Consider the following 26,833-nt stretch of genomic DNA (forward strand, 5'->3'; position numbering starts at 1 on the left):
AATCTCGACAAGGCTAAAGGGCCTGAGCCCGGTGCAATACCGTGCTCAGGCCCTCGCAGCCTAGGCTCTTACTTGGCCAGTCCAACTTTCGGGGACCAGTTCATTGCTGGCTGCCCGGGGCTCGAAGGATGAAGTTCAGGCCCGGCGTCGCTGCAGGACGTCGTCCAGGTTGCTCAGGGCACTCTGGGCCTTGCCCAACGGCTTCTGCTGTTCGGCGTCCGCGCCGAGGCTGCCGGCCGGCGTCTGCGGGAGGCCCTGCTTCAGCGACGGTTTTCCGACTGCTTTCGGGGCTTCCGGCAGGTCGAGCGGTTCAGGGGCGGCCCGCTCGGCCTTCGGCGCCTCAACATAGGTGGGTTTGGGGACTTCCACCGGTTCCCAACTGGATCCTTCGGCGGTCCGGGCGTCCGCGGGGCCGCAGACGGATGTGTCCCCCGAGGCCATGGCTTCCGCCAGCGCCGCCTGGCGGAGTTCCTGGGCGGACAGGGGCTTCCGTGCCGGCTTCGGTGCCGGCTGACGATCGGTTGCCTCGGCCTGGGCGTCAAAGAGCGGGCTCTCGGCGCGTTCGCGGGGCTCGCCTGCCGGCTCCCGCAGCGGGGCGCGCTCCGGGGCGGATTCGGCCCGGCGGGCCGGTGCGCTCATGGCCGCCCGAAACGCCGCGTTCACCTTTCGGCGGCGGTCCCGGACCGCGAGCCAGCGGAGCATAAAGACCGCGGTCACGGCGCCGAACAGCGCAACGAACGGCAGCCAGGGAGCACCTACGCCGAAGATTCGCAGGGCCGCCGAGACGACGCCGGTCAGCAGCGAGAGCAGACCGGCCAGGGCGAGGGCCAAGCGGCCATAGCGGATCCTGAACGCCGGACCGGTGACTGCCGTCTTGGGGCCGCCATCGGGTCCGGAAGTTCCTGGGACGGACTCGGTGCGCTGGGTGCTGGTCATGGGTTTCTCCTGCTGGGCCGACATCTTCATGACGTTCCCGGCTTGGGGGGCTGCTGTTTCGAGATCGATGAAGTCCGCCGCAAGCTCGCCCGCGGGCTGCAGTTGGTGGCGTCCATTCCGGAGCATGTAGGGGGCAACCCACACAATCCAGAGGGCAACAGCAATGACAAGTATCACAGAGCTGCTAAGAGGGATATCCACACCAAAACCGTATGAGCATTGCGGGGTCCGGGGCGGCATTGTCCCCGGTGTGTCGCGGGGGAACTGTCAATTGACTGGATTGATGGCGTAAGCGCTGGTCAGGAAGGGTCTGACGGCTACGCGGGGCGGCTCTGCTGCCACCGCGCCAGGAGCCCCTCCGGAACTTCGTCAGAGGTCAGCGCGAAGCTCCGATGGTCGGCCCATTCACCGTTGATGTGCAGGAACCTTGGCCGGTAGCCCTCGTCGCGGAAGCCGAGCTTCTCGACCACCCGGAGGCTGGGTCCGTTTTCGGGCCGGATGTTGATTTCCATCCGATGCAGCCCAAGGTTCTGGAAGCAGTAGTCCGTCACCAGCGCCACGGCGGTCGGCGCGATGCCGTGCCCTGCCCGGTCCTTGTCCACCCAGTAGCCCAGGGTTGCCATCATGGCTGAGCCCCACACGATGGAGGAGACCGTAAGCTGACCCACGATGACGGGTTCCCGGAAGCCCGGGGTCCGCTCTGTCATCAGAAACGGCAGGGCCGTGGCCTGGGCGGCCTGCGCCTTGAGGGAACGCACCATCTGGCGGTAGTCGGGAAGGCCACCGCCGGGAACGGGGTTGGACGCTTCCCAGGGGGCCAGCCACTCGCCGTTGCGGGAACGGACCTCGGTCCATTCCTTGCGGTCCCGGTACCGGATCGGGCGCAACACGAGGTCGCCGCTTTCAAGTGTCACCGGCCAGTGGAAGCTGACCCCCACCGGGACTACTTGGCCAGGCTGGGAGACAGGCTCGAGGCGAAGCCCGGCAGCCACTCCCGCAGGCCGGGACCGAGGTCGTCACTGTCGCAGGCCAGCTGGACGCAGGCCTTGAGGTAGCTGAGCTTGTCGCCGGTGTCGTAGCGGCGGCCACGGAAGACAACGCCGTACACGCCGTAGCCTTCCCCGTTACCGGCGGCGAGCTCCTGCAGCGCGTCGGTGAGCTGGATTTCGCCGCCGCGGCCGGGCGCTGTGCCTTCCAGCACTTCGAAGACCGCCGGGTGGAGAACATAGCGGCCGATGATGGCCAGGTTCGACGGCGCGTCCCTGACGTCAGGCTTCTCCACCAGGTGGTTGATCCGGACGTATTCTTCGCCGCCGATCGCCTGGACATCGGCGCAGCCGTAGGCGCTGATCTCAGAGGGCTCAACCTCGATCAGGGCGACCACCGATCCCCCGGTCTTCGCTTGGACCTCGATCATGGTGCTGAGCAGGTCGTCGCGTGCGTCGATCAGGTCATCGCCCAGCAGGACCGCAAACGGCTCATAACCGACGTGCTGCTTTGCACGGAGCACGGCGTGGCCCAGGCCCATCGGATCGCCCTGGCGGACGTAGTGGATGTCGCCAAGATTGCTGGCCGCCTGGATGGACTCAAGCTTGGCGGTGTCTCCCTTGGCTTCAAGCGTGGCTTCCAGCGCGGGGACGCGGTCGAAGTGGTCCTCCAGCGCGCGCTTGTTGCGGCCGGTGATCATCAGGATGTCGTTCAGGCCGACTTTGACAGCCTCCTCCACGACGTACTGGATCGCCGGCTTGTCGACGACGGGCAGCATTTCCTTGGGCATGGCCTTGGTGGCCGGAAGGAATCTGGTGCCGAGGCCGGCTGCGGGGATGACGGCCTTGCGGACGGGAGCGTTGGGTGTAGTCACTGGACTAATCTATCGGAGGGACCAAACATTGGGTAATCATTCGGGCCGCCGGGAAACCGCTCTTTCCCGGGCAGCATCACACGGAGGGAACACGGGCATGGCGTCGAAGGAAGAGATCCGGGCAAGCCACCGTGCCCGGCGAGCCGCGCTGACGCGGGCCCTGCTGGAGGACGCCGGGTCGGGCATCGCCCGGCACGGACTGTCTTGGGCTGCCGGCCTGACCAGTGGCGGCCCGGGCACTTTCGCCGCCTATCTGGGCGTGGGTTCCGAGCCCCCGACCCGCCCCCTGCTGGCAGCGCTGCACGAGGCCGGGCATCAGGTGCTGCTTCCGGTCTGCGAGCCCGGCCTGGCGCTGAGCTGGGTGTACTGGACTCCGGAATCAGACTTTGTCCGGAGCCGCTACGCACCGATCCAGGAGCCCGCGGGGGAACGCCACGACACTGTCGTCATGCAGCACACCGACGGCATCTTCCTGCCGGCCACCGCCGTCGACTACTCCGGTAACCGGATCGGCCAGGGCGGCGGCTACTACGACAAGTTCCTGGCGGCGTTGGCCGCCCTGCTCCCGCCCGGGGCGCCCGCGGCCGACGGCGGGCTGTTGCCGCCCCTGCCGACCGCCGCCGTCGTCTACGCAGACGAGGTCCTGCCCGCCGGCAGCATCCCGGCAGAGCCCTTTGACCGGGAGGTGGCTGCCGCCCTGACCCCCGCGGGCCTGCTCACGCTGCAGCAGCGGTAGCTCATCAAGGGACGCGCCGCAGGGGTGATAGAATTGGCACTCAGGCCCTGCGACTGCTAAGGGACGGATTGCGGCGACGGACATGTCGGCTGCGGTCCCCACCGGACAGCACGGGACCTGCTCGTTTGTCCCAGAGGAGGATTTCCAGTGCCCACGTATGCATACGCCTGCAAGGACTGCAGCCACGCCTTCGAGATCGTGCAGTCGTTCACCGACAGCTCCCTCACGTCCTGCCCCGAGTGCCAGGGGACCCTCCGCAAGAAGTTCAACAGCGTTGGCGTCGTCTTCAAGGGTTCCGGTTTCTACCGGACCGACTCCCGCGACGCCAAGGGCAGCACCGTCTCCCCGGCTCCTGCCCCGGCCGCAACTCCGGCGCCTGCCGCCGCCGCCGCAAGCTAGGAACTGCCTGTGGGCTGCGGCCCCGCTGCGTTTCGATGCCTGTCGGGGCGTTGTCCACATAGCCCACAGCCCGCCTGTCCGGCGTCCCCGCCTGTGCGTAGTGTCGGGCTATGTCCACCCCCGCCCGTCCCGTCCTGTCTCCAGGCGTCGTCCCTGGGGTCAACTTCGGGGCCTTTTTTCGTGGCGCGTGGCACCCTTTTTCGGTTCTGCGAAACGGCGGGTCCCGCAGGCGCCGCCGAATCCGGTCGGCCTCCGGAAGTCCGCGGCGCCGGCCGGGACCCGCTGGGCAGTCTCCCCGCACGCGGCTGGCCCGGTGGCTCGCCCGCAACCGGCGGCTGGGGGTGGCGCTGCTGCTGTGCGTGGCGGCCGGTCTCACGGTCCAACAGCTGACGCCGGCCCCGGCCTTCACGGTTTCCGCGTTCGCCGCCGCACGGGACCTCCCGGCCGGGGAAACACTGGGCCCGGATGACCTGACGGTGCTGAGCGTCCCGCGCGGGCTGGTGCCCGCCGGCAGCTACGGCAGCCCCGACGCCCTGCAGGGCAAACAGCTGGCGGTGGCCCTGCGCAAGGGCCAACTGCTATCTGATGCCCAGCTCCTTGGCCCCGGCCTGTTGGCGGGAAGCCCTCCGGGGTCTGCCGCGGTGCCGCTCCGGATGGCCGATCCCGCCTCGATCCAGCTGCTCTCCCCCGGGCAACTCGTCAATGTCGTGATGACCACCGGCAATGGCTTTGACCAGCCGGCAGCATCGCAGGTGCTGGCCGCCGCGGTGCCGGTACTGTGGACATCCGAGCATGGCAACGGGGCGGGCCAATGGCTGGCAACCGGGGAGACCGACGGCCTCCTGGTCGTCGCTGCCGACGCCGATCAGGCCGGTCGCCTCGCCGGTGCCTCCACGCAGGGGAAGCTGTTCTTTGTCCTCGTGGCGGCCGCCCATGGTTAGCCGGCCCTCCCGGCGGGCGATCTCCTGGCGGGAGCCCGCCCGGAAGCCCGCTCCCGGGCGGTCCGGGCCGAGAGGGAACTCAGCCCCAGTGCGGAGGCTTCTGTTCCTCAAGCCAGGAGTCGTGGTCGTAGCCGCCCGGCTCGTCGCCCCAGCGCCTCGGATCATCTTCAGAGGCTTTGTTCGGCAGCACACCGGCAGGAACTGCCGCCACCGGTGCGGGCTGTTCCGTCGCGTTGTCCCGGCTGCCATCCCGTCCTTCGCCAGTGGCCTGGCCGCTGGGGTCGTTCTCGCTATCGCTGTGGTTCCGGGTATCGCCATCCGCACTCATGCCGCCGGCCTCCTTACTGCCCTGATCCTGATGCGCACTGTCCGGCGGTCCGACCGGTGCCCGCCGCTCCGAGGCCTGCGCTTCGCTGACGGCAAGGTTCTCGACGTCGTCGTCGAAGAATCCCGGCGAGGCCTGTTTCCGGTGCGTCACGGCCGGCTTTTCCAGGCCGAGGTACCCGCCGATGCGGTCGGCGCAGGCCGAAGGATCGGTGAAGACCTCTATGGTCCACAGTGGCATGTAGCGCCAGCCGAGTCGTTCCAGGAGCTGCGGGCGGAGCCTGCTGCGTTCGCGGACGGTCAGCCGCCGGTACTGCTCGGTTCCGTCGGACTCAATCGCCACGGGCCGGGGGATCTCGGCGTCGTCCTGTCCCAGCGTGCTCAACGGGTCGGCCGCGGCCACCATGTTCAGGGCGCCGTCGTATTGGTGCCAGACCCGGGCACCCCGGGCCCGCAGGCGGTCGCCGAGGTCCGCCACGAGGGGGTCAGCCCCCAGGGCCTGTTCGCTGGCGGCGGCCCGCGATGCCGGACTGCCGAGATCGGAATTGCCCGCGATTTCACGGTCCAGCAGTTCATAGAAGTCGACCGCGCCGTGGTTCAGCCGGGTCACGTCGAGGTCCTCGGGGCGGAAGCAGCTCAGCACGTGCAGCGACCGCCGCGCCCGTGTCATGGCGAGGGCGAACTTGGCCCGTCCTCCGGCCAGGGACAGCGGTCCCAGGCTGTGGAGAGCCCGCCCGTGCGGAGTTCGTCCGTACCCCGGGGAGAAGATCACATGGTCGCGGACCAGGCCCTGGGCGCGTTCCAGGTCCACGACCCGGAAGGATTCGTCGCCGGCGGTGAAAAAACCGGCCAGCATCGGGTAATTGGGCAGCTGCAGCCGGATGGACTCGCCGATCCGGGCTGCGTGCCGGAGGCTGCCGGTGACGACAGCCAGCGACGTCCGCGGCCGCAGTCTGGCGTGTTCGAAGACGAGCTCCACCGCACGGTTGACCTCGGCCACGACGGATTCGACACCGTCCTGGTCGGCGCTGGGCAGTCCCGTGCCGTCCGGCAGGTATTCCACCGTCAGGGCGCGGTCCAGCCCGGTCGCGGACTGGCCTTCCGGCAGGCGGCGAAGTCCGCCGTCGTAGAAGCCCTTGCTTAGCTGCCGCACCAGGTCTTCATCCACGGCGCGGTAGACGGTGCGCAGGCTCCAGGTGGGCAACACGGTCCCCAGAGCCTGGTACGCGCTCTCCACACCCTGGTGGGAGCTCTCGCCGGCGGCAAGCCGCTCCACACCGACGGTGAAGGTCCGCGGGCTGGCGATCCGGTCGTCACCGAAGGCGATGACCTGTTTGGAGCGGGCGATGGCCGGCAGGACAGCCTGCAGCGACGTCGCCTCGGCGTCGAGGATGACAACGGCGTCGAACCGCTGCTCCACGGGCAGGACCGCCGTCAGGAGATAGGGGCTCACCGACCACACCGGCACCAGCATGGGCAGCAGCTCCGCGGCCTGTCCGGTCAGCGCCGAAAGCGTTACCCGGCCGTCCTTGAGCAGGCTGCGCAGCAGTTCCGCCTGGCGCGGGTGCTCCGCGACGGCCGCCCGCCACCGTGCGGCCAGCTGCCAGCGCAGCCGGGCCGCGCCGCTGGCGATGTGCGCGTTGTCGGCGAGGCGGTATTCGGCTTCGAGCTGGCGCAGGGCGTCGCCGTCTGACATGGCGAGGTAATCGTCCCCGCTGATCATGGCTTCCAGCGCCGACTGCCACCAGGCGAGCTCAAGCTCGGTGGCGACCGACTCGGCCGGCACCTCACGCTCGGCAAGGTCGGCGAGCAGCTCGCCGAGGCCGTGCTCGCGCATGTTTTCGACCAGCAGCGTCCGCTCCGGTAACGTCTCGAGCGTCCCGGTGTCGGCCACCAGCCGTTCCAGCCGCTCCATCAGTTCTTCGTAGGGTGTGGTGTGCAACTCGCCGCCCGCTGCGGTGTGCCGGACGGCCTGGCCCAGCTCGGCCAGCTCCGTTTCCAGCTCGCGGTACAGGGCGATGATCTCGCCGAGGCCGGACGGGACCGCCGGGTGGCGCTGCGTCGTGGCATAGCCGGACCACGCGGCCCGCTGCTCCTGAACCAGGACCAGGGAGCTGTGCAGGTCGGCGATGTGGACGCCCGGTCGGACATATTCCTTGGCCACCCGGCGCAGCCGGGAGCGCTGCATGGACGGCATCTCGATGTTCCGTTCGCGCCGCCAGGAGGAGGCTGCGGTGGCGGAGATGAGGTCGTGGACCGGGCGGTCGAAGATGTCCGCGGTGAATTTGTCGAGGCTTTCGCGGACCGCGACGAGAAGCTCAACCTGGTCGCCCCACTCGGCGAAGGTGCGGCCGAGGCGGATTTCGGCGTGGTCGGCGACGCCGTTCATCAGTTCGCGCAGTTCGGGCAGTTTCCCGGCTACCGTGCGGGCCACCTGCTGGGCTTCCTGGGTCTCCTTCCGGGTCAGGAGGCGGGCGCCGTGCCAGGGGCTGGTCGTTGAGGACCGGCTGAAGCTGCCCAGTTCGGCGGCGCGGTGGAGCCGCCCGGCGAGTTCCTCGCGGTCGCGGATGTTGTCCAGCACGCTGCGCTTGAGCCGGACTGTGGTGGCCGGTGCCGGCTGGAGCGACGTCAGCCCGGCCAGCGACTGCATGGCCTCGTAGGGCGAGCAGCCCCAGCGCTGACGGACGTTGTGCAGCGACGAGACGTGGTCCCGAAGGGCGTGACGGTGCTCGATCAGGGTGGTGTGCAGGTTGCTGAGCTGTGGCTCCAGGGATTTTTCGTTGCGCATGATGGCGCGGACCAGCTGGCCCTTGAGCTGCAGCGGAGTGGTGTTGCCGGCGAGCTGGAACAGGGTGGAGTCCAGCCCCAGGGTGTCCAGCTCGGCTGAGATCTCGGCCAGGCTGGCCCGCCGGTCCCCCACCACGAGAACGGTTTTGCCCTGATCGACGAGGGCACCGATGGTGTTGATGGCTGTCTGGGTCTGGCCGGTGCCCGGCGGGCTGCTGACCACGAGCGAGTCACCGGCGCGGACGGCGTCGACGACGTACTGCTGGTCGGCGTCGGCGTCGAGCAGCAGCAGCTCATCGGCGGGTTCGCGCTCGTCGGTGCTCGGGAAGCGCCCGGCCTTGAGTTCGGGAACCTCGACGGTCCCGCCGGCTGCGGCGCGCCCCAGCGCCCCGACGAGGGGATGGTTCTCGTTGATCCACGGATCCTCGAGACTCCCGGACAGGTCCGCGAACGTGGAGACCAGGAGGTTGTGCTCGACCTCGGCGCCGTGGATGGGCTGGATGAGCGTGCCCAGACGGTCGAGGACCGGCTGGGGATCAAACCGGGCGGTGCTGTACGCCATGCGGGTGACGGCGTTGATGTCGAAGACGATCCCGTGGATGGTCTTCAGGTGCCGGATCAGGGCAGGGTTGATCCTGGCCTGTTCGGTGAGCTGCAGTTCGTAGTCGTCCTCGCCCGGGCGCACGGTGAGGGAGATGGCGGCCAGCATGACCGGGGCAGACACACGCTGGGGTTTGCCTCCAACGGCGGATGTCCAAACCACCGTGCCGGCCGAGAAGTAGCCCGCATCGATGCCGCGGTCATTGGCGAGTTCGAAGATCTTGGACCGCAGATTGCGTGAAGCCCTCGCGGCGACGACGAACTGCTGGTGGTCGCGGATCAGGGTGGAGAGCCGGGTGCGCCGGCCGGCCATCAACTGCGCCAGTCCGGACGGATGCGCGTGGGTCAGGTCGATGGAGCCCTCAGGCGTTTTGGTGAAGCGCAGCATGGTGTCTGCTCCGGTGACGGGTTTGAGCCCGGACAGCCATTTCCTGAGCTCCTCGGAGCCCTCGGGGTGGCCTTGACCAACTGACACTGCTGCCTTCTTTTCTGTACTCGCGTTTACTGTGCTCACGTTTTCCGTGCTCGCGCGGGACGTCCTGAACAATACCGGCATGCATTCGAGGGTAGCCCGAATCCGGCCCCGGTGAGGCTCCGCAACACTGGCGGGACACAAATTCGACCGAATTCACCGGAGGGCCGGTCTGCGCCAAATGCGGCCGCCGGAGTCCCGGCCTGGCAGGCCCGGACAGACGGGATATGGCCGGGCTCCCGAAGAGACCGGCCACTCGGCTAACCCGTTACCGGGCTATTCCCACTCAATGGTTCCCGGCGGCTTGCTGGTCACGTCGAGCACGACGCGGTTCACGCCGTCCACTTCGTTGGTGATGCGGTTGGAGATCCTGGCCAGCAGGTCATAGGGCAGCCGCGACCAGTCCGCCGTCATGGCGTCTTCGGAGGAGACCGGGCGCAACACGATCGGGTGGCCGTAGGTGCGGCCGTCGCCCTGGACGCCGACGCTGCGGACATCGGCCAGCAGGACAACCGGCATCTGCCAGACCTCGTTGTCGAGTCCGGCGGCGGTCAGTTCCGCCCGCGCGATGGCGTCCGCCTTGCGCAGCAGGTCCAGCCGCTCCTTGGTGACTTCACCGACAATCCGGATGCCGAGGCCCGGTCCGGGGAACGGCTGGCGTCCCACGATTTCCTGCGGCAGGCCCAGCTGGGCGCCGACCGCGCGGACCTCGTCCTTGAACAGGGCGCGCAGCGGTTCGACGAGTTCGAACTGCAGGTCTTCCGGCAGTCCGCCCACGTTGTGGTGGCTCTTGATGTTCGCCGCGCCTTCGCCGCCGCCGGATTCGACGACGTCGGGGTACAGGGTGCCCTGCACGAGGAACTTGATCTTCTCGCCGTGCGCGGCCGCCTCGGCGATGATCGCCAGCTCGGCTTCCTCGAAGGCGCGGATGAATTCGCGGCCGATGATCTTGCGCTTGGTCTCGGGGTCGCTGACGCCGGCCAGGGCCGACTGGAAGCGCTCCTGCTCGTTGGCAACGTAGAGCTTGACGCCGGTGGCGGCCACGAAGTCGCGTTCGACCTGTTCGGCTTCGCCCTCGCGCAGCAGCCCGTGGTCCACGAACACACAGGTCAGCTGCTCGCCGACGGCGCGCTGGACCAGCGCGGCGGCGACGGCGGAGTCAACACCGCCGGAGAGGCCGCAGATGACCCGGGCGTCGCCGACCTGCTCGCGGATCCGGTCGACCTGCTCCTCGAGGATGTTGCCGGCGGTCCAGTTCGGTTCCAGCCTGGCACCCTTGAACAGGAAGTTCTCCAGCACCTGCTGGCCGTAGGCCGAGTGCTTCACCTCCGGGTGCCACTGCACGCCGTAAAGGCGCTTCTCCTCGTTGGCGAAGGCGGCGACTTCGGCTCCGGCCGTCGTCGCGAGGACCTCAAAGCCCTCGGGGGCCTCGTGCACCGAATCGCCGTGGCTCATCCAGGTGCTCTGGTGCTGGGGCATGCCGTTCAGGATGGAGCGGCCTTCGCCGATGGTGGTGGTCTCGGTGGCGCCGTACTCGCGCAGCCCGGTCTGGGCCACCTTGCCGCCGAGGGCGTTGGCCATGGCCTGGAAGCCGTAGCAGATGCCGAAGACCGGGATCCCGGCTTCGAACAGTTCCGGGCCGACGCTGGGGGCGCCTTCGGCATAGACGCTCGCGGGGCCGCCGGAGAGGATGATCGCGGCCGGGTTCTTGGCCAGGAGCTGCTCGGTGCTGTAGGTATGCGGAACCACTTCCGAATACACATTCGCTTCCCGGACGCGGCGGGCGATCAGCTGCGCGTACTGGGCACCGTAGTCAACAACCAGCACGGGCTTGTGGGACGTCTGGGATGCAGAGGGAGTAGTCACCGTACTAGCCTACTTTGCGGCGCCGTCCGCCCGCACATCGAGAAGCCGGCGCGGGCCCGCAAACGGCCGCCGGGTAAGCGAACTCACACGGACCCGACGCCGTGCGCTCAGTAGCGCTGCGGCGCCTGCGGGTTCGCGGCCAGTTCGGCCTCCACCTCGGCGTGGACGCTCTTCTCCACGAAGAAGGACAGGAACGGCACGACGCCGCCGAGCGCCAGGATGATCATCTTCGTGAACGGCCAGCGCATCAGCGACCAGAGACGGAAGTTGGACATGAGGTACACGACGTACATCCAGCCGTGGACGATCAGGACCGCGACGGAGAGGTTCACGCCGCCGACCACGCCGGGGGGCTCGGCGTCGGCGAATCCGAAGCCGAACGGCTCACCGGTCACGGCGTTGGTGCCGCCGAGGAAGAGGTACTGGCCGAAGGCGTACCGGGCGATCAGTTCGGCGCAGAGCAGGAGCAGCATGGTCCCGGTCATGTACGCGAGCACCTTGTAGAACTTCAGCGCCGAACGGATCTGGGCCTCGGTTCCGCCAAAACGGCGCTTCTTGCCGCGTCCGCTTCCCGGGGCGGTGGACTGCTGCGGCTGGACGGCCGGCTGGGGCTCGATCATGATTGCACTTTCGTTTCGGTGGGGTGCGGTTCTGTGGGGTCCGGTTCGGGGAGCTCCTGCGCCGCGGCTTCGTGCTCCGCGTCGAGGGCGTCCTCGAGTCCGCGGCGGTAGTCATCCTTGACAAGGCGCCACCAGATGAACAGCGCGAAGCCGGCGAACACGACCCACTCCGCGGCGTAGAACAGGTTCAACCAGTTGACCTTTTCGGCCGGGGGCTGCGGTCCGATGTTCAGCGGCCGGACCTCGCCGCTGGACGCGGCGGCGCTGACGTCGCTGCCGCCGGCGGCTTCGGAGCTCGCGGCGACGAAACCGGGGTAGCTGCTGACTTCCCAGATGTTGATGAGCTCGGCGACGGAGACGGCGCTGGCCCGGCCGGGGCCGGCGTCGGTCCCGGTCAGCGGGGCTTCGGAGGGCAGCAGCCGTCCGGTCAGTTCTATGGTGCCCGACGGCGGCGCGGGGACGTCCGCGGGGTCGGCGACCCAGCCGCGGGCCACCGGGATCCAGGTCTGCGGCGACGCGCCGGCACCGGCCAGCACGGGGGCGCCGTCCACGGCCAGGGCCGAGACGATCCAGTAGCCCGTGGCGCCGTCGTTCAGCCGGCCCGGGACGAGGACCTGCTTCTGCGGGTCGTAGCTGCCGGTGGCGGTGACGACCTGGTCAGCGACCGACCCGGGAAAGAAATCCCCGGGCTGGAGCACCGTTGTGAGGGATTTGGGTTCCTCGGTCGTGATGGAGACGGTCACCTCAGGCTGGGTCGAGCGCCCGAACTGCCACTGGCTGAGCAGCACAAACACCCCTGACACGACGATCGCGAACACTAGTCCGGCGATCCAGCGGGGTTGGAGGGCAGTTTTCAGCACCCCTTAACCGTACTTCGTCCGTGTGTAGAACAACGAAACGGGGGGAAAGAGTGGGGCAGCAGGGTCCCTGCGTGGCGACGGAGTCGACACGAAAGGGCCTGCCCCAATCTCTAGTGGTCGAAGAAGACCAGGCTGGAGTTGATGAGTTCCGCGATCACCTCGGGGTCGTAGGCCCGGCGGAGCGATTCGCGGAACGACTCCTTCGACAAGGACCTCGCCAGCGTGGCCAGCACTTCGAGGTGCTCGGAAAAGGAACTGGCCGGGGTCGCGATCAGGAGGACCACCGTCGCCGGCCCGTCGGCGGCTCCGAAGTCGAGCGCCCTGCCGTATTTGGTGATGCCGACCCCGATGGTGGTCCGGGAGACGAACTCGCTGCGGGCATGGGGCAGGCCGATGCCGCCGGGGAGGCCGGTGGCCAGCTGGTGTTCCCGGGCGTTGACGTGCTTGAGGAAGCCCGGAAGGTCTGATATGCGTCCGGCTGCGTGCATCCGCTCCGCCAGCTGGGCCGTGGCGTCGAGCTTGTCGGTGGCGTCCATTTCGAGGATCACCATTTCCGGGGTGGTGAGCTCGGCGTCATACCGGTCCAGTGGTTCCGCCAAGAGGTGTCCCTTCGAAGTGGCGTCAATGCGCCGGCAGTCTCGGGTCGAGGCTGCCGGCGGACGCTGCCGGTCAGCGCAGCGGAACGATGTCCTCGACGCCCAGGCGTGCTGCGTCAGCGGATTCGTCGTCCGGCTGCTCCTGGCTGAGCCGTTCGGCGTCGACCCTGGCCAGGTAGTGCTTGATCTCGCCCTCGCGCTGCGCATCGCTCCAGCCGAGGACATCTCCGATCAGTTTAGCGACTACCGGCGCGGCGGACACACCGCGGTCCCAGGCCTCGATGGAAATCCGGGTCCGGCGGGTCAGCACGTCCTGCACATGCCGGGCACCCTCATGCGTGGCGGCGTACACGGCCTCGGCGGCGAGGTAATCGTCCGCGCCGGGCAGCGGTTCGCCCAGTTCCGGGTTCTCGGTGATGAGCGCCAGCACCTCCGGGGCCATCGAGCCGTAGCGGTTGAGCAGGTGCTCGATCCGCGCCACGTGCACACCGGTTTCCTCCGCCATCCGGTTCCGTTTGTTCCACGCGGCCTTGAATCCGCTGGCGCCCAGCAGCGGGATGGACTCCGTGCAGCTGGGCGGGACACGTTCGTCCATGCTGCGGGTCGCCTCGTCGACGGCGTCCTTGGCCATGATCCGGTAGGTGGTCCATTTACCGCCGGCGACAACAACGAGCCCGGGCACCGGGTGGGCCACGACGTGTTCGCGGGACAGTTTGGCGGTGGAGTCGTTTTCGCCGGCCAGCAGCGGGCGGAGCCCCGCGTACACCCCTTCGACGTCCTCGCGGGTGAGCGGGCGTTTCAGGACCCGGTTCACATGTTCGAGGATGTAGTCGATGTCCTTGCTGGACGCGGCCGGGTGGGCTTTGTCGAGGTGCCAGTCGGTGTCGGTGGTGCCGATGATCCAGTGCCGGCCCCAGGGGATGACGAACAGGACGGATTTCTCGGTCCGCAGGATCAGCCCCACCGTCGATTGGAAGCGGTCCCGCGGCACCACCAGGTGGATGCCCTTGGAGGCGCGGACCTTCAGCTGGCCGCGGTCGGTCACCATGGCCTGGGTCTCGTCAGTCCAGACGCCCGTGGCATTGATGACCTGCTTGGCCTTGATGTTGAACGAGGACCCGTCCTCGTGGTTGACCACCTTCGCGCCGACCACGCGTTCGCCTTCGCGGAGAAAGGACACCACGGACATCTGGTTCACCGCGTGGGCACCATAGTGGGCCGCGGTGCGGACCAGGTTGGCGCAATACTTGGCGTCGTCGACCTGGCCGTCGTAGTACCTGATGGACCCGACGAATGCATCGTCCTTGAGGCTCGGCGCTGCGCGCAGCGTGCCCCGGCGGCTCAGGTGCTTGTGGAACGGCACGCCGCGGCTGTGCCCGCCGGTGATGGACATCGCGTCGTACAGGGCGATGCCGGCGCCAATGTAGGGCCGTTCCAGGAACGGCTTGGTCAACGGGTACAGGAACGGGACCGGGCGGGCGAGGTGCGGTGCCAGCGCGGTCAGAATGAGGCCGCGCTCGCGCAGCGCTTCTTTGACCAGGCCGAAGTCGAGCATCTCCAGATAGCGCAGGCCGCCGTGGATCAGCTTTGATGAACGGGACGACGTCCCCGCGGCCCAGTCATTGGCCTCGACGATGCCGACGCTCAGGCCGCGGGTCACTGCGTCCAGGGCCGCGCCGGTGCCGACGATGCCGCCGCCGACGATCAGGATGTCGAGTTCCTTCCCCGGTTCGGTGGTGCCCCTGAGTACCGCGAGTGACGCTTCGCGTTCCGCAGGCCCAAGGGCACCGCCGGCCTTGGGAGAACCGCCGGGAAAACTGTTCATGTCACGCCTCCATCCGTCTCAACGCTCGTAGTGCACCCACACTACTTCCAACTTCCCCGGATGGGCAGGGGCTGTCAGTTGCCGGCGTAGGGCGAGACCACGACGTCGACGCGCTGGAATTCCTTCAGGTCCGAATAGCCGGTGGTTGCCATCGAACGGCGCAGCGCACCGATCAGGTTGGACGTTCCGGACGTGTGGTGGCCCGGACCGAAGAGGACCTCCTCGAGCGGCCCGACGGTGCCGACGTTGACCCTGTCGCCGCGGGGAAGTTCGAGGTGGTGCGCTTCCTGGCCCCAGTGCCAGCCCTTGCCCGGGGCTTCCTCGGCGCGGGCCAGGGCACTGCCAAGCATCACGGCGTCGGCGCCCATGGCGATCGCCTTGACGATATCGCCGGAGGATCCCATGCCGCCGTCGGCAATCACGTGGACGTAACGGCCGCCGGACTCATCCATGTAGTCGCGGCGGGCAGCGGCAACGTCGGAGATGGCGGAGGCCATGGGCGAGTGGATGCCGAGGGCGCGGCGGGTCGTGCTCGTGGCGCCGCCGCCGAAGCCGACCAGCACGCCGGCGGCTCCGGTGCGCATGAGGTGCAGGGCCGGGGTGTATCCCGCGGCCCCGCCGACGATGACCGGGACGTCGAGTTCGTAGATGAACTGCTTCAGGTTCAGCGGTTCGTCGGCTTTCGAAACATGCTCGGCCGAGACGGTGGTGCCGCGGATCACGAAGATGTCGACGCCGGCGGCCACGACGGTCTTGTAGTGTTCCTGGGTCCGCTGCGGGGTGAGGGAGCCGGCGACGGTAACGCCCGCGGCGCGGATCTCCGCGAGCCGGGTGGTGATCAGCTCCGGCTGGATCGGGGCCTGGTAGAGGTCCTGCATGCGCCGGGTGACGGCGGGGCTGTTGGTCTCGTCCTCGAGCGCGCCGATCTGGTCCAGCACGGCCTGCGGGTCCTCATACCGGGTCCAGAGGCCCTCGAGGTCGAGGACGCCGAGCCCGCCGAGCCGGCCCAGCGCGATGGCGGTTTCCGGGGACATGGCCGAATCCATGGGAGCGGCAATGACCGGCATGTCGAACTTGTAGGCGTCGATCTGCCAGGCGACGGACACATCCTTGGGGTCACGGGTACGTCGGTTGGGGACGATCGCAATGTCATCCAGGGAGTAGGCACGACGCCCACGCTTGCCACGGCCAATCTCAATCTCGTAAGTCACTGCTCTAGGTTATCCCAGTGAACGCGTCCGGAGCCGATGCCCCGCGCCGCGGCGGCCCGGAGCCCGGCCTGGCCCGGGGCCGCACCACCGTGCTGCAATCGGCCGCCCATGGGAAGAGGTCCCATCGCTGCGATGACGGGGATGAACTAGTTTGGGGTCAGAGTCCGGCCGTTTCCTGCGCCGGAACAACATTGGGGGAATCAATGGCGCCGGGCTTTTTTGGAGCGGACATCACGCAGCTCCGCACCCTGTCGAATTCGCTGGGACAATCCGGGAACCGGCTCACCTCGGTCGAATCCACTGTCAATTCCCTCGTGCAGTCAGCCGCGTGGAAGGGATCAGACGGCGACAGGTTCCGCAGCGAATGGGGCTCCTCACTCCGGCCCATGCTCAACCGCGCCGCCGCCACCCTGCAGAACCAATCTCAGGTTCTGCTGACCCAGGTCAACGAACAGGAACAGGCCAGCCTGCCCGCGGGACCGTCCGGGGCGCCCGGGCAGACACCCGGACAGACCCCGGCCTCCCCCGGCCCGGATGCCCCCGAACGGAGCTGGGGAGACGCCTTCACCGACCCGAACTACGAACATGCGCCCTCCGGTCTGGAGTGGCTGCTGGAGAAGCTCGGGGCCGACGACGGCAACGGTCCGGCGGCGATCGCCAGCGCCCTGCAGCTCGTCGCGGACAAGTTCAGCTGGAACCTCGATCTGGCGAAGGTCGAGGCGGGCACCAGCAAGTTCTTCGATGCCATGAAGGGCGCCGGCAAAGGCCTTGTGGGGCTGGGGATCGTCCTCGGCGGGCTCGATATCGCATCCGGCATCCAAAACCGTGATCCGTTCCGGGTGGCGGACGGCGCGGTGGGCGGAGGCCTTGCCGTTGCCGCCGCCGTTGCCGCGGCGACGGGCGTGGGCCTGCCCGTTGCGGCCGCCATCGGCGGCGCCGGCCTGCTGTGGGGCCTGGCCTCCATGGTGTCCGGGGACGTCCCGGTCACCAAGAGAATCTGGGACTTCGGTGCGGGCGTCGTCGGCGGCGTCAAAGACCTGGCCACGGGAGTGGCCGGCGGCGTCAAGGATCTGGCCGGCGGCGTCAAGGACGCCGTCGGATGGGTCGGCGGTAGGCTCGGATTCGGCTAAACGACAGCGGCGGCCCCGGCCGACGCCATGGACAGCACCAGCGGACGACATGAGGACCACATGACTGAACAGATATTGCCCGACACGGCCTACCGGGTCACCAGCCACGAGATCCTCGCCCTCCTCGCCTTCGCGCCGGGGCCGGGGACGGCGCTGACCCGCCGGGTGCTGGCACTCGCGGACCTCCCGGATGACCACGACCTGGTCCGGGCCGGCGTCGGCACGTTGAACGTCCGGGACACGGTCTCGATTGAGGGCGAGCAGGTGGGCCTGAGGGGGCCGGCCGGTTACCTTGCTGAGGTCTTCAGCACCTCGACCCTGTGGTTCGACATCACCAGGGTCGGCCCGGAAGCAGTCGCGCCGGCCTACATCGTCGAATCACCGGCCGGCCGGGTGGCGATGTTCCTGCGGCCCCTGAGCGAGTATGTGTGCCTGCCTCTGAATGAGGACGCCGCCACCTTGGACATGGTCGAAGCGACCGTCAATGACGCCGTGGCCGCGGTGCGGCAGCCCGGCGGCGGCATCGTCACCTCCCGGCGCTACGACGGCGTGGCTGAGCCGTCAGTGGCGAACATCAAGGTCCTCGACGACGGCTCGATCCAGCTGGCGGCGGCCCCGCTCGACGCGACGGGCCAGCTGACGGTCAGGGACCTGAAGGAGGCGGAACTGCCCGGTTCCGCGGTCCGCGCCGTGCTCTCGGTGCCGGCGTGACGGGCCCGGCCGCCGGAGTGGTTCCCCGCGAAGAGGCGTTCGGCTTCGCCCAGCGCCGGTCCTTGGTGTTCTCTGCCTGGTGGTACCCCGCGGTGCTGGCCGTCTCCGGGGCCGTCCATGCCGGACTCGCCCTGGCCCTGGCCCTGGGGCAGAGCGCGGAAACGGGAGTTGTGATGGCAATCCTGGGAGTGGTCGGCTCAGCCCTGGGCTGGGCGTTCACGGCGTGGCCGCGGTTCACCCGCAAACCACCCAGGCCCGCGTCGGATGTCCCGCGGGTGGAACAGGGCATCCGGATCACTCCCGGCATGATCCGGACCATCCTGATCGCCAGCGCGCTGGGTGTTGGCGCCCTGGTGTTGTTCACGCCGTCGGGCGGGTCGCCGGAATCCCTGCCGCTGCTGGGCACGCTGGTGATCTGGCCGCTGGGCCTGGCCGCGGGCCTGGCCTATACCCGCCGGCTGATGATGAACAGCGCCGGGCTCTACGCGCAGTGGCTGGAACGCCGCTAGAGCGTCAGGCTGGCCCCTCAGATCCCTTCGGCCTCGTCCACGGTGAGCTGGGACTCGAACATCCGGAAGTAACGGCCGCGCAGGGCCACCAGCTCCTTGTGGGTGCCCTGCTCCACGATCCTGCCGTCCTCCAGCATGTAGACGATGTCCGCCTTCTCGATCGTGGCGAGCCGGTGGCTGATGGCGATCATCGTGCTGCTGCGGTCGGCGAAGAGCCGCGTGAAGATCCGGTGCTCCGCGAGCGCATCGATGGCCGAGGTCGGCTCGTCCATGACCATAAACGGGGCACCCCGGTAGAAGTTCCGGGCCATCGCGAGCCGCTGCCACTGCCCGCCGGACAGCCCGCTGCCCTTCCGCCCGCGCGGATCCTCCATCCAGTTGCTGACGTGGTTGTCCAGGCCGTTGGGCAGCCTGTTGATGAACTCGAGGGCCTCGGCGTCGGCCGCGGCGCGGCGGATCCGCCCGTCGTCGCGCGGTGAATCGACGTCGCCGAAGAAGATGTTCTCCGCCGCGGTCGCGAACTCGTACTTCAGGAACTCCTGGCTGAGCACCGCCAGGTGGCGGTGCCAGGACTTGACGTCGACGGCGGCGAGGTCGACGCCGTCGAGCAGCACCTGCCCGGTGTCCGGGCGGTAGAGCCCGGCGAGGATGCGGATCAGGGTGGACTTGCCGGCGCCGTTCTCCCCCACGATGGCGATGTGCTGGCCTTCGCGGATGGTCAGCGAAATGCCTTTGATGACCTCCAGCTCGCTGCCCGTGTACGTGAAGCGGATATCCCGCAGCTCCACGGTCCCGGGCGCCTGCAGCAGCGGCGGGGCATGGTCGGAGGGCACCGGCAGCGCCATGAAAAGCTCGTAGTCCTTGAGGTTCGCCAGGTCCTCGTCGATGGAGCTGAGCGAGGAGACGAGGCTGTTGGCGGTCGACAGGGCCCGGCTGACGATCTGCTGCACGTAGAGGAACTGGCCCACCGGCTGCGCCCGGGCGATGATCTGCCCGACCACCCAGATCAGGGACACGACCTCCGCCCCGTACTGCAGGGCGTCCGCGGCGAGCTGTTTGGGAATGTAGCGCTTCTGGAAATCCAGCCGCCTCCGTTCGTCCGCGTCCCGCAGCCGTGACCGCAGCCCCATCAGGTACCCGACGATCCCGTAAAGCCGCATCTCGGCGATGTGCTGCGGGCGCAGGAGGTTGGTCTCGATCATCCGCCGCTGCCGGCGCGAGTCGATCTGGGTGTTCCAGTGCGCGATCTGCTCACGGGAGAGCTTGAACTGCAGGTAGACGCTGGGCACGATCGCCACGAGCACGATCACCGCAATCCACCAGCTGACCAGCAACAGCGCGCCGATCGCCAGGATCACCGAGACCAGCTGGGTGAAGATGGCCGCGATCCGGTCCAGCACCCGGGCGTAGGAATCGGAAAAGCGCTTGGCCCGGTCGTACAGGTCCACCGTTTCCTTGTCGTCGTAGCGCCAGAATTCCAGCGCTAGGAACCGCTCGTACATGAGGTCGCCTACGATCGCGCCGACCTTGAAGCTCATGAGCTGCTGGATGTACCGGTCCACGCTGCTGAAGGCGCCCCAGAACAGGCCCAGCGCGGCGGTGATGATGACGTAGACAATCGCCTGCTGACCCGCGGCGGCATCGCCGGCGTAGGCGGCCGCGAGGGCCGTGGTGGTCAGGGCGGCGAAGTAGGTGGTGACGAGCGGCAGCAGCGCCGAAATCAGCGACCCCACCACTTTCATCACGACGGCGGCGGGCGAGGCCCGGAAGCTGACGCGCAGCACCTGCGCCACCGCGCGGGCGTAGGGCCGCAGCGCCAGTTTGCGCTTCGACTCGCGGGCGGGCCTGAGTTCGGACATGCCTCCAGCCTAGTTGCCGAATTTCCGCGCGCCGGCACGGCGGCCGCGGACGCACGCAGGCCACGGGGGGCGTTCCCCGTGGCCTGCGTGCTGCTGGAGCTGTGCGGGTTAGCGCGAACCGTAGTTCGGCGCCTCCACGGTCATCTGGATGTCATGCGGGTGGGACTCCTTGAGCCCGGCCGGCGTGATCCGGACGAACTTCCCGCGGGCCTTCAGTTCCGGCACGGTCGGGGCGCCGGTGTAGAACATGGTCTGGCGGAGGCCGCCGACCAGCTGGTACGCGACCGAGGCGAGCGGGCCGCGGTAGGCCACCCGGCCCTCGATGCCTTCCGGGATGAGCTTGTCATCGCCGGAGACGTCGGCCTGGAAGTAGCGGTCCTTGGAGTAGGAGGTGTTCTTCCCGCGGGTCTGCATGGCCCCGAGGGAACCCATGCCGCGGTAGAGCTTGAACTGCTTGCCGTTGACGAAGATCAGGTCACCCGGGGACTCGTCGCAGCCGGCGAGCAGGGAGCCGAGCATAACGGTGTCGGCGCCGGCCACCAGGGCCTTGCCGATGTCGCCCGAGTACTGCAGGCCGCCGTCGGCGATCAGCGGCACGCCGGCGGGGATGGCGGCCTTGGCGGACTCGTAGATGGCGGTGATCTGCGGGACGCCGACGCCGGCGACGACGCGGGTGGTGCAGATGGAGCCGGGACCCACGCCGACCTTGATGCCGTCGGCACCGGCGTCGATCAGCGCCTGGGCGCCTTCGCGGGTGGCGGCCTGGCCGCCGATGATGTCCACGTGCGCGGCCGCCGGATCGGACTTGAGCCGGCGGATCATGTCCAGGACACCCTGGGAGTGGCCGTTGGCGGTGTCGACGAAGAGGGCGTCCACGCCGGCGTCGATCAGCGCCATGGCCCGCTCCCAGCCGTCGCCGAAGAACCCGATGGCGGCGCCGACGCGCAGCCGGCCTTCGTCGTCCTTGGTGGCCAGCGGGTACTGCTCGGCCTTGGTGAAGTCCTTGGTGGTGATGAGGCCCTTGAGCCGGCCCTGCTCGTCGACGAGCGGGAGCTTTTCGATCTTGTTGGTCGCCAGCTTGTGCGAGGCTTCCTCGCGGCTGATGCCGACGTGTCCGGTGACGAGGGGCATCTTGGTCATGACGTCGCTGACCAGGCGGAGCGGGAAATCCGATTCCGGGACGAAGCGGGTGTCACGGTTGGTGACGATACCCAGCAGCCGCATGCCCTCGTCCACGACGGGCAGGCCGGAGACCCGGTAGTGCGAGCAGATTTCGTCGAGTTCGGCCAGCGTCGCTTCCGGGCCGATGGTCAGCGGGTTGGTGATCATGCCCGATTCGCTGCGCTTGACCCGGTCCACCTGGTCCGCCTGGTCGGCGATGGAGAGGTTGCGGTGCACGACGCCGAGGCCGCCCTGGCGGGCCATGGCAATCGCCATCCGCGATTCGGTGACCGTGTCCATCGCCGCGGACAGCAGCGGGGTCTGGACCGTGATGCGCTTGGAGATCCGGGAGGACGTGTCGGCCTCGGAGGGGATGACGTTTGTGTGGCCGGGCAGCAGCAGGACGTCGTCGTACGTCAGTCCGATGAAGCCGAAGGGGTCGTGTTCGGGCTGGGTCATGAGTGCGCCTCTTACCTTGGGTATGGGTTTCACGGGTAGGGGTTGCAACAGATGACCAGCCCGTCATTACGGGCATGGCCTGTGCAGAAGTGTTGATTAAATACTAGAACCTTGGCGGCGATCCCCATATTCCGGGGCAGTAATGTGAGCAACGGCACCGCACGGACGGGCGCCGCCGGGTCAGGTCCAGCCGGTGGCCGCGAGCAGCCGCCGTTCGAACATGGGGATCATGCTCTGGACATAAGTCTTGGTCAGGTGGTTGTCGTCCTTGTAGACGTACACATTCCCGACGACGGCCGGGCAGATCCCGCCGGCGCAGATGAAGTCGCTGAGGTCCATCAGGTGCAGCCGCGGCACCTGCCCCCGGTAGGCGTCCAGCGGGGAGGACTCGGCCAGGGATTCCTGCAGCGGCACCCGGCATTTCGGTGCCTCGGGGCCGTGCTTCTGGACGCATTCGGGCATGTTCATGCTGAAGCGCGGGTTGTCGCGGATGCCGACCACGTCAATGCCGGCGGCGGTGAGGGGTTGGATGCCCTCGAGGTACTGCGGCACCTCGGTTTCGAAGGGTGCGTCCTTGTGGGTCAGCGAGGCGACGGTGAAGACCGCGTCGGGCCGGTGGTCCAGGACGTACTGGGCGCTGGCCTTGTTGAAGGCGTTGCATCCGGCGTCCCGTTCCGGGGATTCGCCGCCGAAGCGGCAGTTGCCCTTCAGGAGGGCCACCACTTCCCAGCCGTGGCTGCGGGCAATCGGGCCGAGTGCGGCCATGTACTGCTGGGCGTGGGAGTCCCCGAGCACCACGAGGCGTTTCGTGACGGTGTCGGGGCGGCTGTTCTGCAGGCATCCCGCGAGCAGCGGGTCACCCGGGACGTTCCCGTCCGTGCACAGCCCGTCGATGTCCGCCCACTCGTTCTTCATGGCGACCGGAGCGGGGATGATCTTCGCGTCCGGCGTCGGTTTGCCCGCGTTCTCGGGCGCAAGGGCCGCCGCGCCGGGGGTCAGTTCCCTCGGCTGTGCCGCGGCCACCGCCTCGTCGGCCATGAGCTTGCTCTGCCATACGGACACCGGGCCAGCCAGCAGTGCACCACACGCAGCAATCACGACGGCGGTGCGCCAGGCCCGGCGCTGCGGCCAGTGCCACTCGCGCAGCGGCTTCTCCACGAACCGGGTGGTCAGCACGGCCAGCACGATCGAGGCGGCAACAATCGCCAGGCCCTGGACCAGGTTCGGCGCGGTGATGCCCGTCGCGGCGAGGGCCAGCACCAGCAGCGGCCAGTGCCAGAGGTAGAGGGCGTAGGAGTTGTCCCCGAGGGCCACCAGCGGCTTCCAGGCCAGGAAGCGGTCCACGCCGAAGCGGCTGCCGCTCTGTCCGGCGACGATGATGGCAGCGGCGGCCAGCGTCGGCCACAGCGCGATGAAGCCGGGGAAGGAGCGGTCCACGGTGAGCAGCAGGCCGCAGGAGAGCATCGCGGCGAGACCGGCCCAGCCGAGGACAAGCCGCAGCGCCTTGCCGGGCTTGAGGTGCGGCAGCGCGAGGGCCAGCAGCGAGCCGAGGGCGAACTCCCAGAGCCGGGTGCGGGTGTCGAAGTAGGCGTGGGACTGGTTGGTGGCCGTCTGCTCGATCGAATACACCAGCGACACCACGAAGATCGCGCCGAACGCCGCGGCCAGGAGCGCCGGATAGCTCACCCGGGCCCCCAGCGGGGTCCGGTGCAGGAACCGCAGCAGCAGGGCCGCTCCGGCGAACACGAGCGGCCAGAGCAGGAACACCTGGCCCTGGATGGACAGTGACCAGAAGTGCTGCAGCGGGCTGGCCCCGGCATGGTCCTGCGCGTAGTAGTCGACGGCGGTGTCCGCGAGCAGCCAGTTCTGCCGGTACAGCAGCGAGGCCCAGGCCTGGTCGAGCACGTCCGGCCAGCGGCTCTGGGGCAGGACCACGCGGGTGCCGGCCAGCACCCCGAGGATGACTACCACGACGGCGGGCAGCAGCCGTTTGAGCAGGTGGAGCCAATGGCTCAGGAGCCGCAGCGGCTTGCCGGCCTCGACCTTGCGGGCAAAGCTGAGCGTCATCAGGAACGCCGAAATCAGCAGGAAAATGTCGACCCCGCCGGAGACCCGCCCGAGCCACACGTGGTATGTGACCACCATGAGGACCGCCAGGGCACGGAGGCCCTGGACTTCGGGGCGGTAGGCCGATTTTGCGCGCGGCTGCGAACCCGCCTCCGCTGCCGGCAGGCTGGCCATGGTTCGCTGAATCGACACTCGGGACCCTCCAGGCCGGTTTCCAAAGCATCAATGCTACCGAGTCGTAATTTTGCTGGCCAATCACGGCGCCGCGTGCAGCCGCCCGGTCGCCGACCCCGGACCGTCCCGGAGGCTACCCTGTAACGAGCCAGAGGAGGCCGCATCGTGATCGCACAGCTGCGCATTTGTGTTCCGGAACAGTTGTCCGACGCCGTCATGGACTGCTCCACCGGAGAGGTCGGCGTCGCCGAGGTCTCCCGCCATCCGGGGGCGTCCGTCCTCCCGCCGGGGGACGTCATCCATGTCCTGCTGGCGCGGGAGTCCGTGGAGCGGCTGGTGGAGAAACTCCATGTCCTGAAGGTCCAGGAACAGGGCTCGATCTCGGTCATCATGCCGGAGGTGGTGCTCTCGGACCGGGCGGACAGGGCCTCGCAGGACGCGCCCGGCGAAGCCGCGGACGCCGTGATCTGGGACGAGGTGTCCCGGCAGACGGGCGAAGACTCGCGGCTGACCTGGAGCTTCCTGGCTTTCCTCATCCTGGCGACCCAGCTCGTGGGCATCGGCATCGTCACGGACTCGACCATCCTGATCGTCGGCGCGATGGCGGTCGGCCCCGAGTTCGGCCCGCTGGCGGCCCTCGCCGTGGCGATTGTGCAGCGGCAGTGGAAGCTGGGGCGGAGTGCCGCGCTGGCCCTGGGCGTCGGTTTCCCCGTCGCGATGCTGGCCGCGGCCCTCTCGGCGTGGCTCTCGGTGCCGCTGGGGCTCTTCCCCGCCGATGTCCTGGACCGCGGCTCCGCCGCCGAGTTCATCTACCACCCGGGGCCGTATTCGCTGATTGTCGCCGTGCTGGCCGGCATCGCCGGGATGCTGTCCGTGATCAGCGGGCGCTCGGCCGCGCTGACCGGCGTCTTCATCTCCGTGACCACGGTGCCTGCGGCCGGATTCGTGGCCGTCGCGCTGGTGCTGGGCGAGTTTGAGAAGGCGGCTGGTTCCGCCCTGCAGCTGGCGGTGAACCTGGTGGGAATCGTAGCGGCGGCCGTTGCGGTCCTCCTCTTCTACCGCGTCATCACCAAACGGTTGCCCGAAGAGACTGCCCTTCGGCTCAGGCGGCAGCTGCGACGGAGCCGCGGCTGACGGTGGCTAGGAGCGCAGCAGCCCGCGCAGTGTCTGTATGGTGTCGACCTCCGCCGCCGTCTTGTCGTCGCGGTAGCGCTTGACCCGTGCGAACCGCAGCGCGACTCCGCCCGGGTAACGCGGGGAAAGCTGCACACCGTCGATCGCGATCTCAACGACGACGGCTGGTTCCACCCAGACGGTGCCCGCGGTGCGCCGCACCTCGAGCTCCTGGAACCTCCCGGTCTGCCAGCGCAGCAGGGCATCGGTGAGGCCTTTGAAGGTCTTCCCCACCATCACATAGCCGCCGGGTTCGCCGAACTCCCCGGCCGGGTCGAGGGCTCCGAGGTGCAGGTTCGACAGCAGCCCGGTACGCCGCCCGGACCCCCACTCGCAGGCGAGCACCACCAAGTCGTAGGTAAGCACCGGTTTCACCTTGATCCAGTTGGAACCACGCCGGCCGGCCGCGTAGGCCGATTCGACCGCCTTCACAACCACACCCTCATGGCCTGAGGCGAGCGCATCGCGGGACACTCTCTCAGCGACGGCCGCGTCCGCCGTGATCTCCCCGGGGATCCGGTGCTCAGGGGCGATGCGTTCGAGCACCTCGATGCGCACTGACAGCGGCTCGTCAAGCAGGTCGCGCCCGTCGATGTGGAGAACGTCGAAGAACCACGGATGCAGCACGGTGGCGCGCGCCGCGTCGGCCCCGAAGCGCGCCATGGTCTCCTGGAACGGTCGCGGGCCGCCGTCCTCGTCGAGGGCGAGGGTCTCGCCGTCGAGGATCACATCGCGCACCGGCAGTCGGCGGACCAATTCCACCACCTCGGGCAGCCGGTGGGTCACGTCGGCCAGGGTGCGGGTATAGATGCGGACCTCGTCGCCCACGCGATGCACCTGGATGCGCGCGCCGTCGAGCTTGTATTCCACCGAAGCCTTCCCCGTGACGTCCAGCGCCGCGCTGGGGCTGGCCGCGGTTGCGGCGAGCATGGGGTGCACGGGACGGCCGACGACGAGGCCAACGGCTTCAAGCTGGTCCGCCGTGCCCTTGAGGGCCAGCAGGGCGGTCTCGCCTAGATCGCCGGAGAGCATGGCCGCACGGCGTACGGCGTCGACCGGCCGGCCGGAGGCACGGGCAATGGCATCCGTCAGCACCCCCTCAAGGGCACCGGTACGCAGTTCACCGAGCAGCACGCCGGCGATGAAGGCCTGCTCGCGCTCGGTGGCGGCGGCGGTCAGCAACCGGAGGGTGGCGGCGCGCTCCGCCGCCGATCCGGCGCCGCCCATGACGAGCAGCCGCCCCAGCGCAGCATCGACGTCGACGACGGTAAGACTTGGCTCGGCAGCCGGCTCCCCCATGGCCGCTGTCATACCGCGCCAACCGACCCCGACCCGGCCCTGCCGCGGCCTGGCGATGAGCAGGCCGACGGCCGTCGCGATGTCCCCGGGCTCCATCCGGCGCAGCAGGTCGGCCAGCGCTGCGACTTTCTCCAGCCGGGAGCGGGTCGAGGCCACGGCATCACTGGTTATCACGAGCTCGTCCAGCAGCATGGCACCAGTCTGCCACGCCCGCCGACGCCGGCCAGTCCGATTGGGCGGGAACCATTCGGGCCACC

General features: G+C 68.7%; 22 protein-coding genes. 8 read left to right on the forward strand and 14 right to left on the reverse strand.

The features are described from left to right. Position 1 precedes the first annotated feature (1 nt). On the forward strand, positions 2-64 hold the full coding sequence (locus ACZYZ5_RS01805; RefSeq protein ID WP_463899214.1) for an IS3 family transposase: 63 nt from the start codon (positions 2-4) through the stop codon (positions 62-64). Positions 65-135: 71 nt separating this feature from the next. Here ACZYZ5_RS01805 and ACZYZ5_RS01810 read toward each other — a convergent pair whose 3' ends face one another. The 3 genes from ACZYZ5_RS01810 to galU form a co-directional block, all read right to left on the reverse strand. Continuing rightward, positions 136-1,137, reverse strand: a complete 1,002-nt coding sequence (locus ACZYZ5_RS01810) for a hypothetical protein (RefSeq protein ID WP_463898771.1) — start codon at positions 1,135-1,137, stop codon at positions 136-138. 116 nt (positions 1,138-1,253) lie between these two features. After that, a complete protein-coding gene (locus ACZYZ5_RS01815) occupies positions 1,254-1,874 on the reverse strand; it encodes a GNAT family N-acetyltransferase (RefSeq protein WP_463898772.1) in 621 nt (206 codons plus the stop codon). A gap of 5 nt (positions 1,875-1,879) precedes the next feature. Further along, the gene (gene galU / locus ACZYZ5_RS01820; protein WP_463898773.1) at positions 1,880-2,797 is read right to left on the reverse strand and encodes a UTP--glucose-1-phosphate uridylyltransferase GalU; all 918 of its coding nucleotides are present in this window, start codon (positions 2,795-2,797) and stop codon (positions 1,880-1,882) included. Between the two features lie 97 nt (positions 2,798-2,894). On the opposite strand from galU, the gene ACZYZ5_RS01825 reads away from it, so the two are divergent. The 3 genes from ACZYZ5_RS01825 (at position 2,895) to cpaB (ending at position 4,873) form a co-directional block, all read left to right on the forward strand. Then, positions 2,895-3,533, forward strand: coding sequence for a 5-formyltetrahydrofolate cyclo-ligase (locus tag ACZYZ5_RS01825; RefSeq protein WP_463898774.1), 639 nt, complete (start codon positions 2,895-2,897; stop codon positions 3,531-3,533). A gap of 147 nt (positions 3,534-3,680) precedes the next feature. After that, entirely contained in the window at positions 3,681-3,932 is a 252-nt protein-coding gene (locus tag ACZYZ5_RS01830; RefSeq protein ID WP_463898776.1) for an FmdB family zinc ribbon protein, read from the forward strand. Positions 3,933-4,273: 341 nt separating this feature from the next. Further along, complete coding sequence (cpaB, locus tag ACZYZ5_RS01835) at positions 4,274-4,873, forward strand: Flp pilus assembly protein CpaB (RefSeq protein WP_463898777.1); 600 nt, start codon at positions 4,274-4,276, stop codon at positions 4,871-4,873. 79 nt (positions 4,874-4,952) lie between these two features. Here the strand turns inward: cpaB and ACZYZ5_RS01840 are convergent, their stop codons facing one another. The 7 genes from ACZYZ5_RS01840 to ACZYZ5_RS01870 all read right to left on the reverse strand — a co-directional run bounded on the left by ACZYZ5_RS01840 (position 4,953) and on the right by ACZYZ5_RS01870 (position 16,034). After that, a complete protein-coding gene (locus ACZYZ5_RS01840) occupies positions 4,953-9,059 on the reverse strand; it encodes an AAA family ATPase (protein ID WP_463898779.1) in 4,107 nt (1,368 codons plus the stop codon). A gap of 273 nt (positions 9,060-9,332) precedes the next feature. Continuing rightward, positions 9,333-10,922 carry a glutamine-hydrolyzing GMP synthase gene (gene guaA, locus ACZYZ5_RS01845; protein ID WP_463898780.1) on the reverse strand — a complete coding sequence of 530 codons (1,590 nt, stop codon included), beginning with the start codon at positions 10,920-10,922 and terminating at the stop codon, positions 9,333-9,335. A gap of 107 nt (positions 10,923-11,029) precedes the next feature. After that, a complete protein-coding gene (locus ACZYZ5_RS01850) occupies positions 11,030-11,542 on the reverse strand; it encodes a DUF3817 domain-containing protein (RefSeq protein ID WP_463898781.1) in 513 nt (170 codons plus the stop codon). After that, entirely contained in the window at positions 11,539-12,402 is an 864-nt protein-coding gene (locus ACZYZ5_RS01855; RefSeq protein ID WP_463898783.1) for an SURF1 family protein, read from the reverse strand. The genes ACZYZ5_RS01850 and ACZYZ5_RS01855 overlap by 4 nt, the downstream gene beginning before the upstream one ends. Before the next feature lie 110 nt (positions 12,403-12,512). Then, positions 12,513-13,001: a PTS sugar transporter subunit IIA gene (locus ACZYZ5_RS01860; protein WP_463898784.1), complete on the reverse strand. Its 489-nt coding sequence runs from the start codon at positions 12,999-13,001 to the stop codon at positions 12,513-12,515. Between the two features lie 70 nt (positions 13,002-13,071). Then, positions 13,072-14,823 carry a glycerol-3-phosphate dehydrogenase/oxidase gene (locus ACZYZ5_RS01865; protein WP_463898786.1) on the reverse strand — a complete coding sequence of 584 codons (1,752 nt, stop codon included), beginning with the start codon at positions 14,821-14,823 and terminating at the stop codon, positions 13,072-13,074. Between the two features lie 74 nt (positions 14,824-14,897). After that, entirely contained in the window at positions 14,898-16,034 is a 1,137-nt protein-coding gene (locus ACZYZ5_RS01870; RefSeq protein WP_463898788.1) for a GuaB3 family IMP dehydrogenase-related protein, read from the reverse strand. Between the two features lie 203 nt (positions 16,035-16,237). Between ACZYZ5_RS01870 and ACZYZ5_RS01875 the strand changes: the two genes are divergently transcribed. The 3 genes from ACZYZ5_RS01875 to ACZYZ5_RS01885 are packed head-to-tail and all read left to right on the forward strand — an operon-like array spanning position 16,238 to position 18,384. Further along, positions 16,238-17,164 carry a WXG100 family type VII secretion target gene (locus tag ACZYZ5_RS01875; protein WP_463898789.1) on the forward strand — a complete coding sequence of 309 codons (927 nt, stop codon included), beginning with the start codon at positions 16,238-16,240 and terminating at the stop codon, positions 17,162-17,164. 60 nt (positions 17,165-17,224) lie between these two features. Continuing rightward, positions 17,225-17,875 carry a hypothetical protein gene (locus tag ACZYZ5_RS01880; RefSeq protein WP_463898790.1) on the forward strand — a complete coding sequence of 217 codons (651 nt, stop codon included), beginning with the start codon at positions 17,225-17,227 and terminating at the stop codon, positions 17,873-17,875. Beyond that, positions 17,872-18,384 (forward strand): hypothetical protein, encoded by a 513-nt coding sequence (locus ACZYZ5_RS01885; RefSeq protein WP_463898791.1) that lies wholly within the window; start codon positions 17,872-17,874, stop codon positions 18,382-18,384. The genes ACZYZ5_RS01880 and ACZYZ5_RS01885 overlap by 4 nt, the downstream gene beginning before the upstream one ends. Before the next feature lie 17 nt (positions 18,385-18,401). Here ACZYZ5_RS01885 and ACZYZ5_RS01890 read toward each other — a convergent pair whose 3' ends face one another. The 3 genes from ACZYZ5_RS01890 to ACZYZ5_RS01900 all read right to left on the reverse strand — a co-directional run bounded on the left by ACZYZ5_RS01890 (position 18,402) and on the right by ACZYZ5_RS01900 (position 24,104). After that, a complete protein-coding gene (locus ACZYZ5_RS01890; RefSeq protein ID WP_463898793.1) occupies positions 18,402-20,243 on the reverse strand; it encodes an ABC transporter ATP-binding protein in 1,842 nt (613 codons plus the stop codon). A gap of 108 nt (positions 20,244-20,351) precedes the next feature. Continuing rightward, entirely contained in the window at positions 20,352-21,863 is a 1,512-nt protein-coding gene (gene guaB, locus ACZYZ5_RS01895) for an IMP dehydrogenase (RefSeq protein WP_463898794.1), read from the reverse strand. A gap of 180 nt (positions 21,864-22,043) precedes the next feature. Continuing rightward, positions 22,044-24,104 carry an acyltransferase family protein gene (locus ACZYZ5_RS01900; protein ID WP_463899215.1) on the reverse strand — a complete coding sequence of 687 codons (2,061 nt, stop codon included), beginning with the start codon at positions 24,102-24,104 and terminating at the stop codon, positions 22,044-22,046. A 165-nt stretch (positions 24,105-24,269) separates the two neighbouring features. Here ACZYZ5_RS01900 and ACZYZ5_RS01905 point away from each other — a divergent pair, with 165 nt between their 5' ends. Further along, entirely contained in the window at positions 24,270-25,238 is a 969-nt protein-coding gene (locus ACZYZ5_RS01905; RefSeq protein ID WP_463898796.1) for a DUF389 domain-containing protein, read from the forward strand. Positions 25,239-25,244: 6 nt separating this feature from the next. On the opposite strand, the gene ACZYZ5_RS01910 is transcribed toward ACZYZ5_RS01905, so the two are convergent. Further along, positions 25,245-26,768, reverse strand: a complete 1,524-nt coding sequence (locus ACZYZ5_RS01910; protein ID WP_463898797.1) for an ATP-dependent DNA ligase — start codon at positions 26,766-26,768, stop codon at positions 25,245-25,247. Positions 26,769-26,833: the final 65 nt, after the last annotated feature.

The sequence above is a fragment of the Pseudarthrobacter ribosi genome, assembly GCF_055412865.1.

Coding starts and splice junctions, on each gene's coding strand:
- ACZYZ5_RS01825 (WP_463898774.1), top strand. CDS start 2,895: ATGGCGTCGAAGGAAGAGATCCGGGCAAGCCACCGTGCCCGGCGAGCC.
- ACZYZ5_RS01850 (WP_463898781.1), bottom strand. CDS start 11,542: ATGATCGAGCCCCAGCCGGCCGTCCAGCCGCAGCAGTCCACCGCCCCG.
- ACZYZ5_RS01865 (WP_463898786.1), bottom strand. CDS start 14,823: ATGAACAGTTTTCCCGGCGGTTCTCCCAAGGCCGGCGGTGCCCTTGGG.
- ACZYZ5_RS01875 (WP_463898789.1), top strand. CDS start 16,238: ATGGCGCCGGGCTTTTTTGGAGCGGACATCACGCAGCTCCGCACCCTG.
- ACZYZ5_RS01880 (WP_463898790.1), top strand. CDS start 17,225: ATGACTGAACAGATATTGCCCGACACGGCCTACCGGGTCACCAGCCAC.
- ACZYZ5_RS01890 (WP_463898793.1), bottom strand. CDS start 20,243: ATGTCCGAACTCAGGCCCGCCCGCGAGTCGAAGCGCAAACTGGCGCTG.
- guaB (WP_463898794.1), bottom strand. CDS start 21,863: ATGACCCAGCCCGAACACGACCCCTTCGGCTTCATCGGACTGACGTAC.
- ACZYZ5_RS01900 (WP_463899215.1), bottom strand. CDS start 24,104: ATGGCCAGCCTGCCGGCAGCGGAGGCGGGTTCGCAGCCGCGCGCAAAA.
- ACZYZ5_RS01910 (WP_463898797.1), bottom strand. CDS start 26,768: ATGCTGCTGGACGAGCTCGTGATAACCAGTGATGCCGTGGCCTCGACC.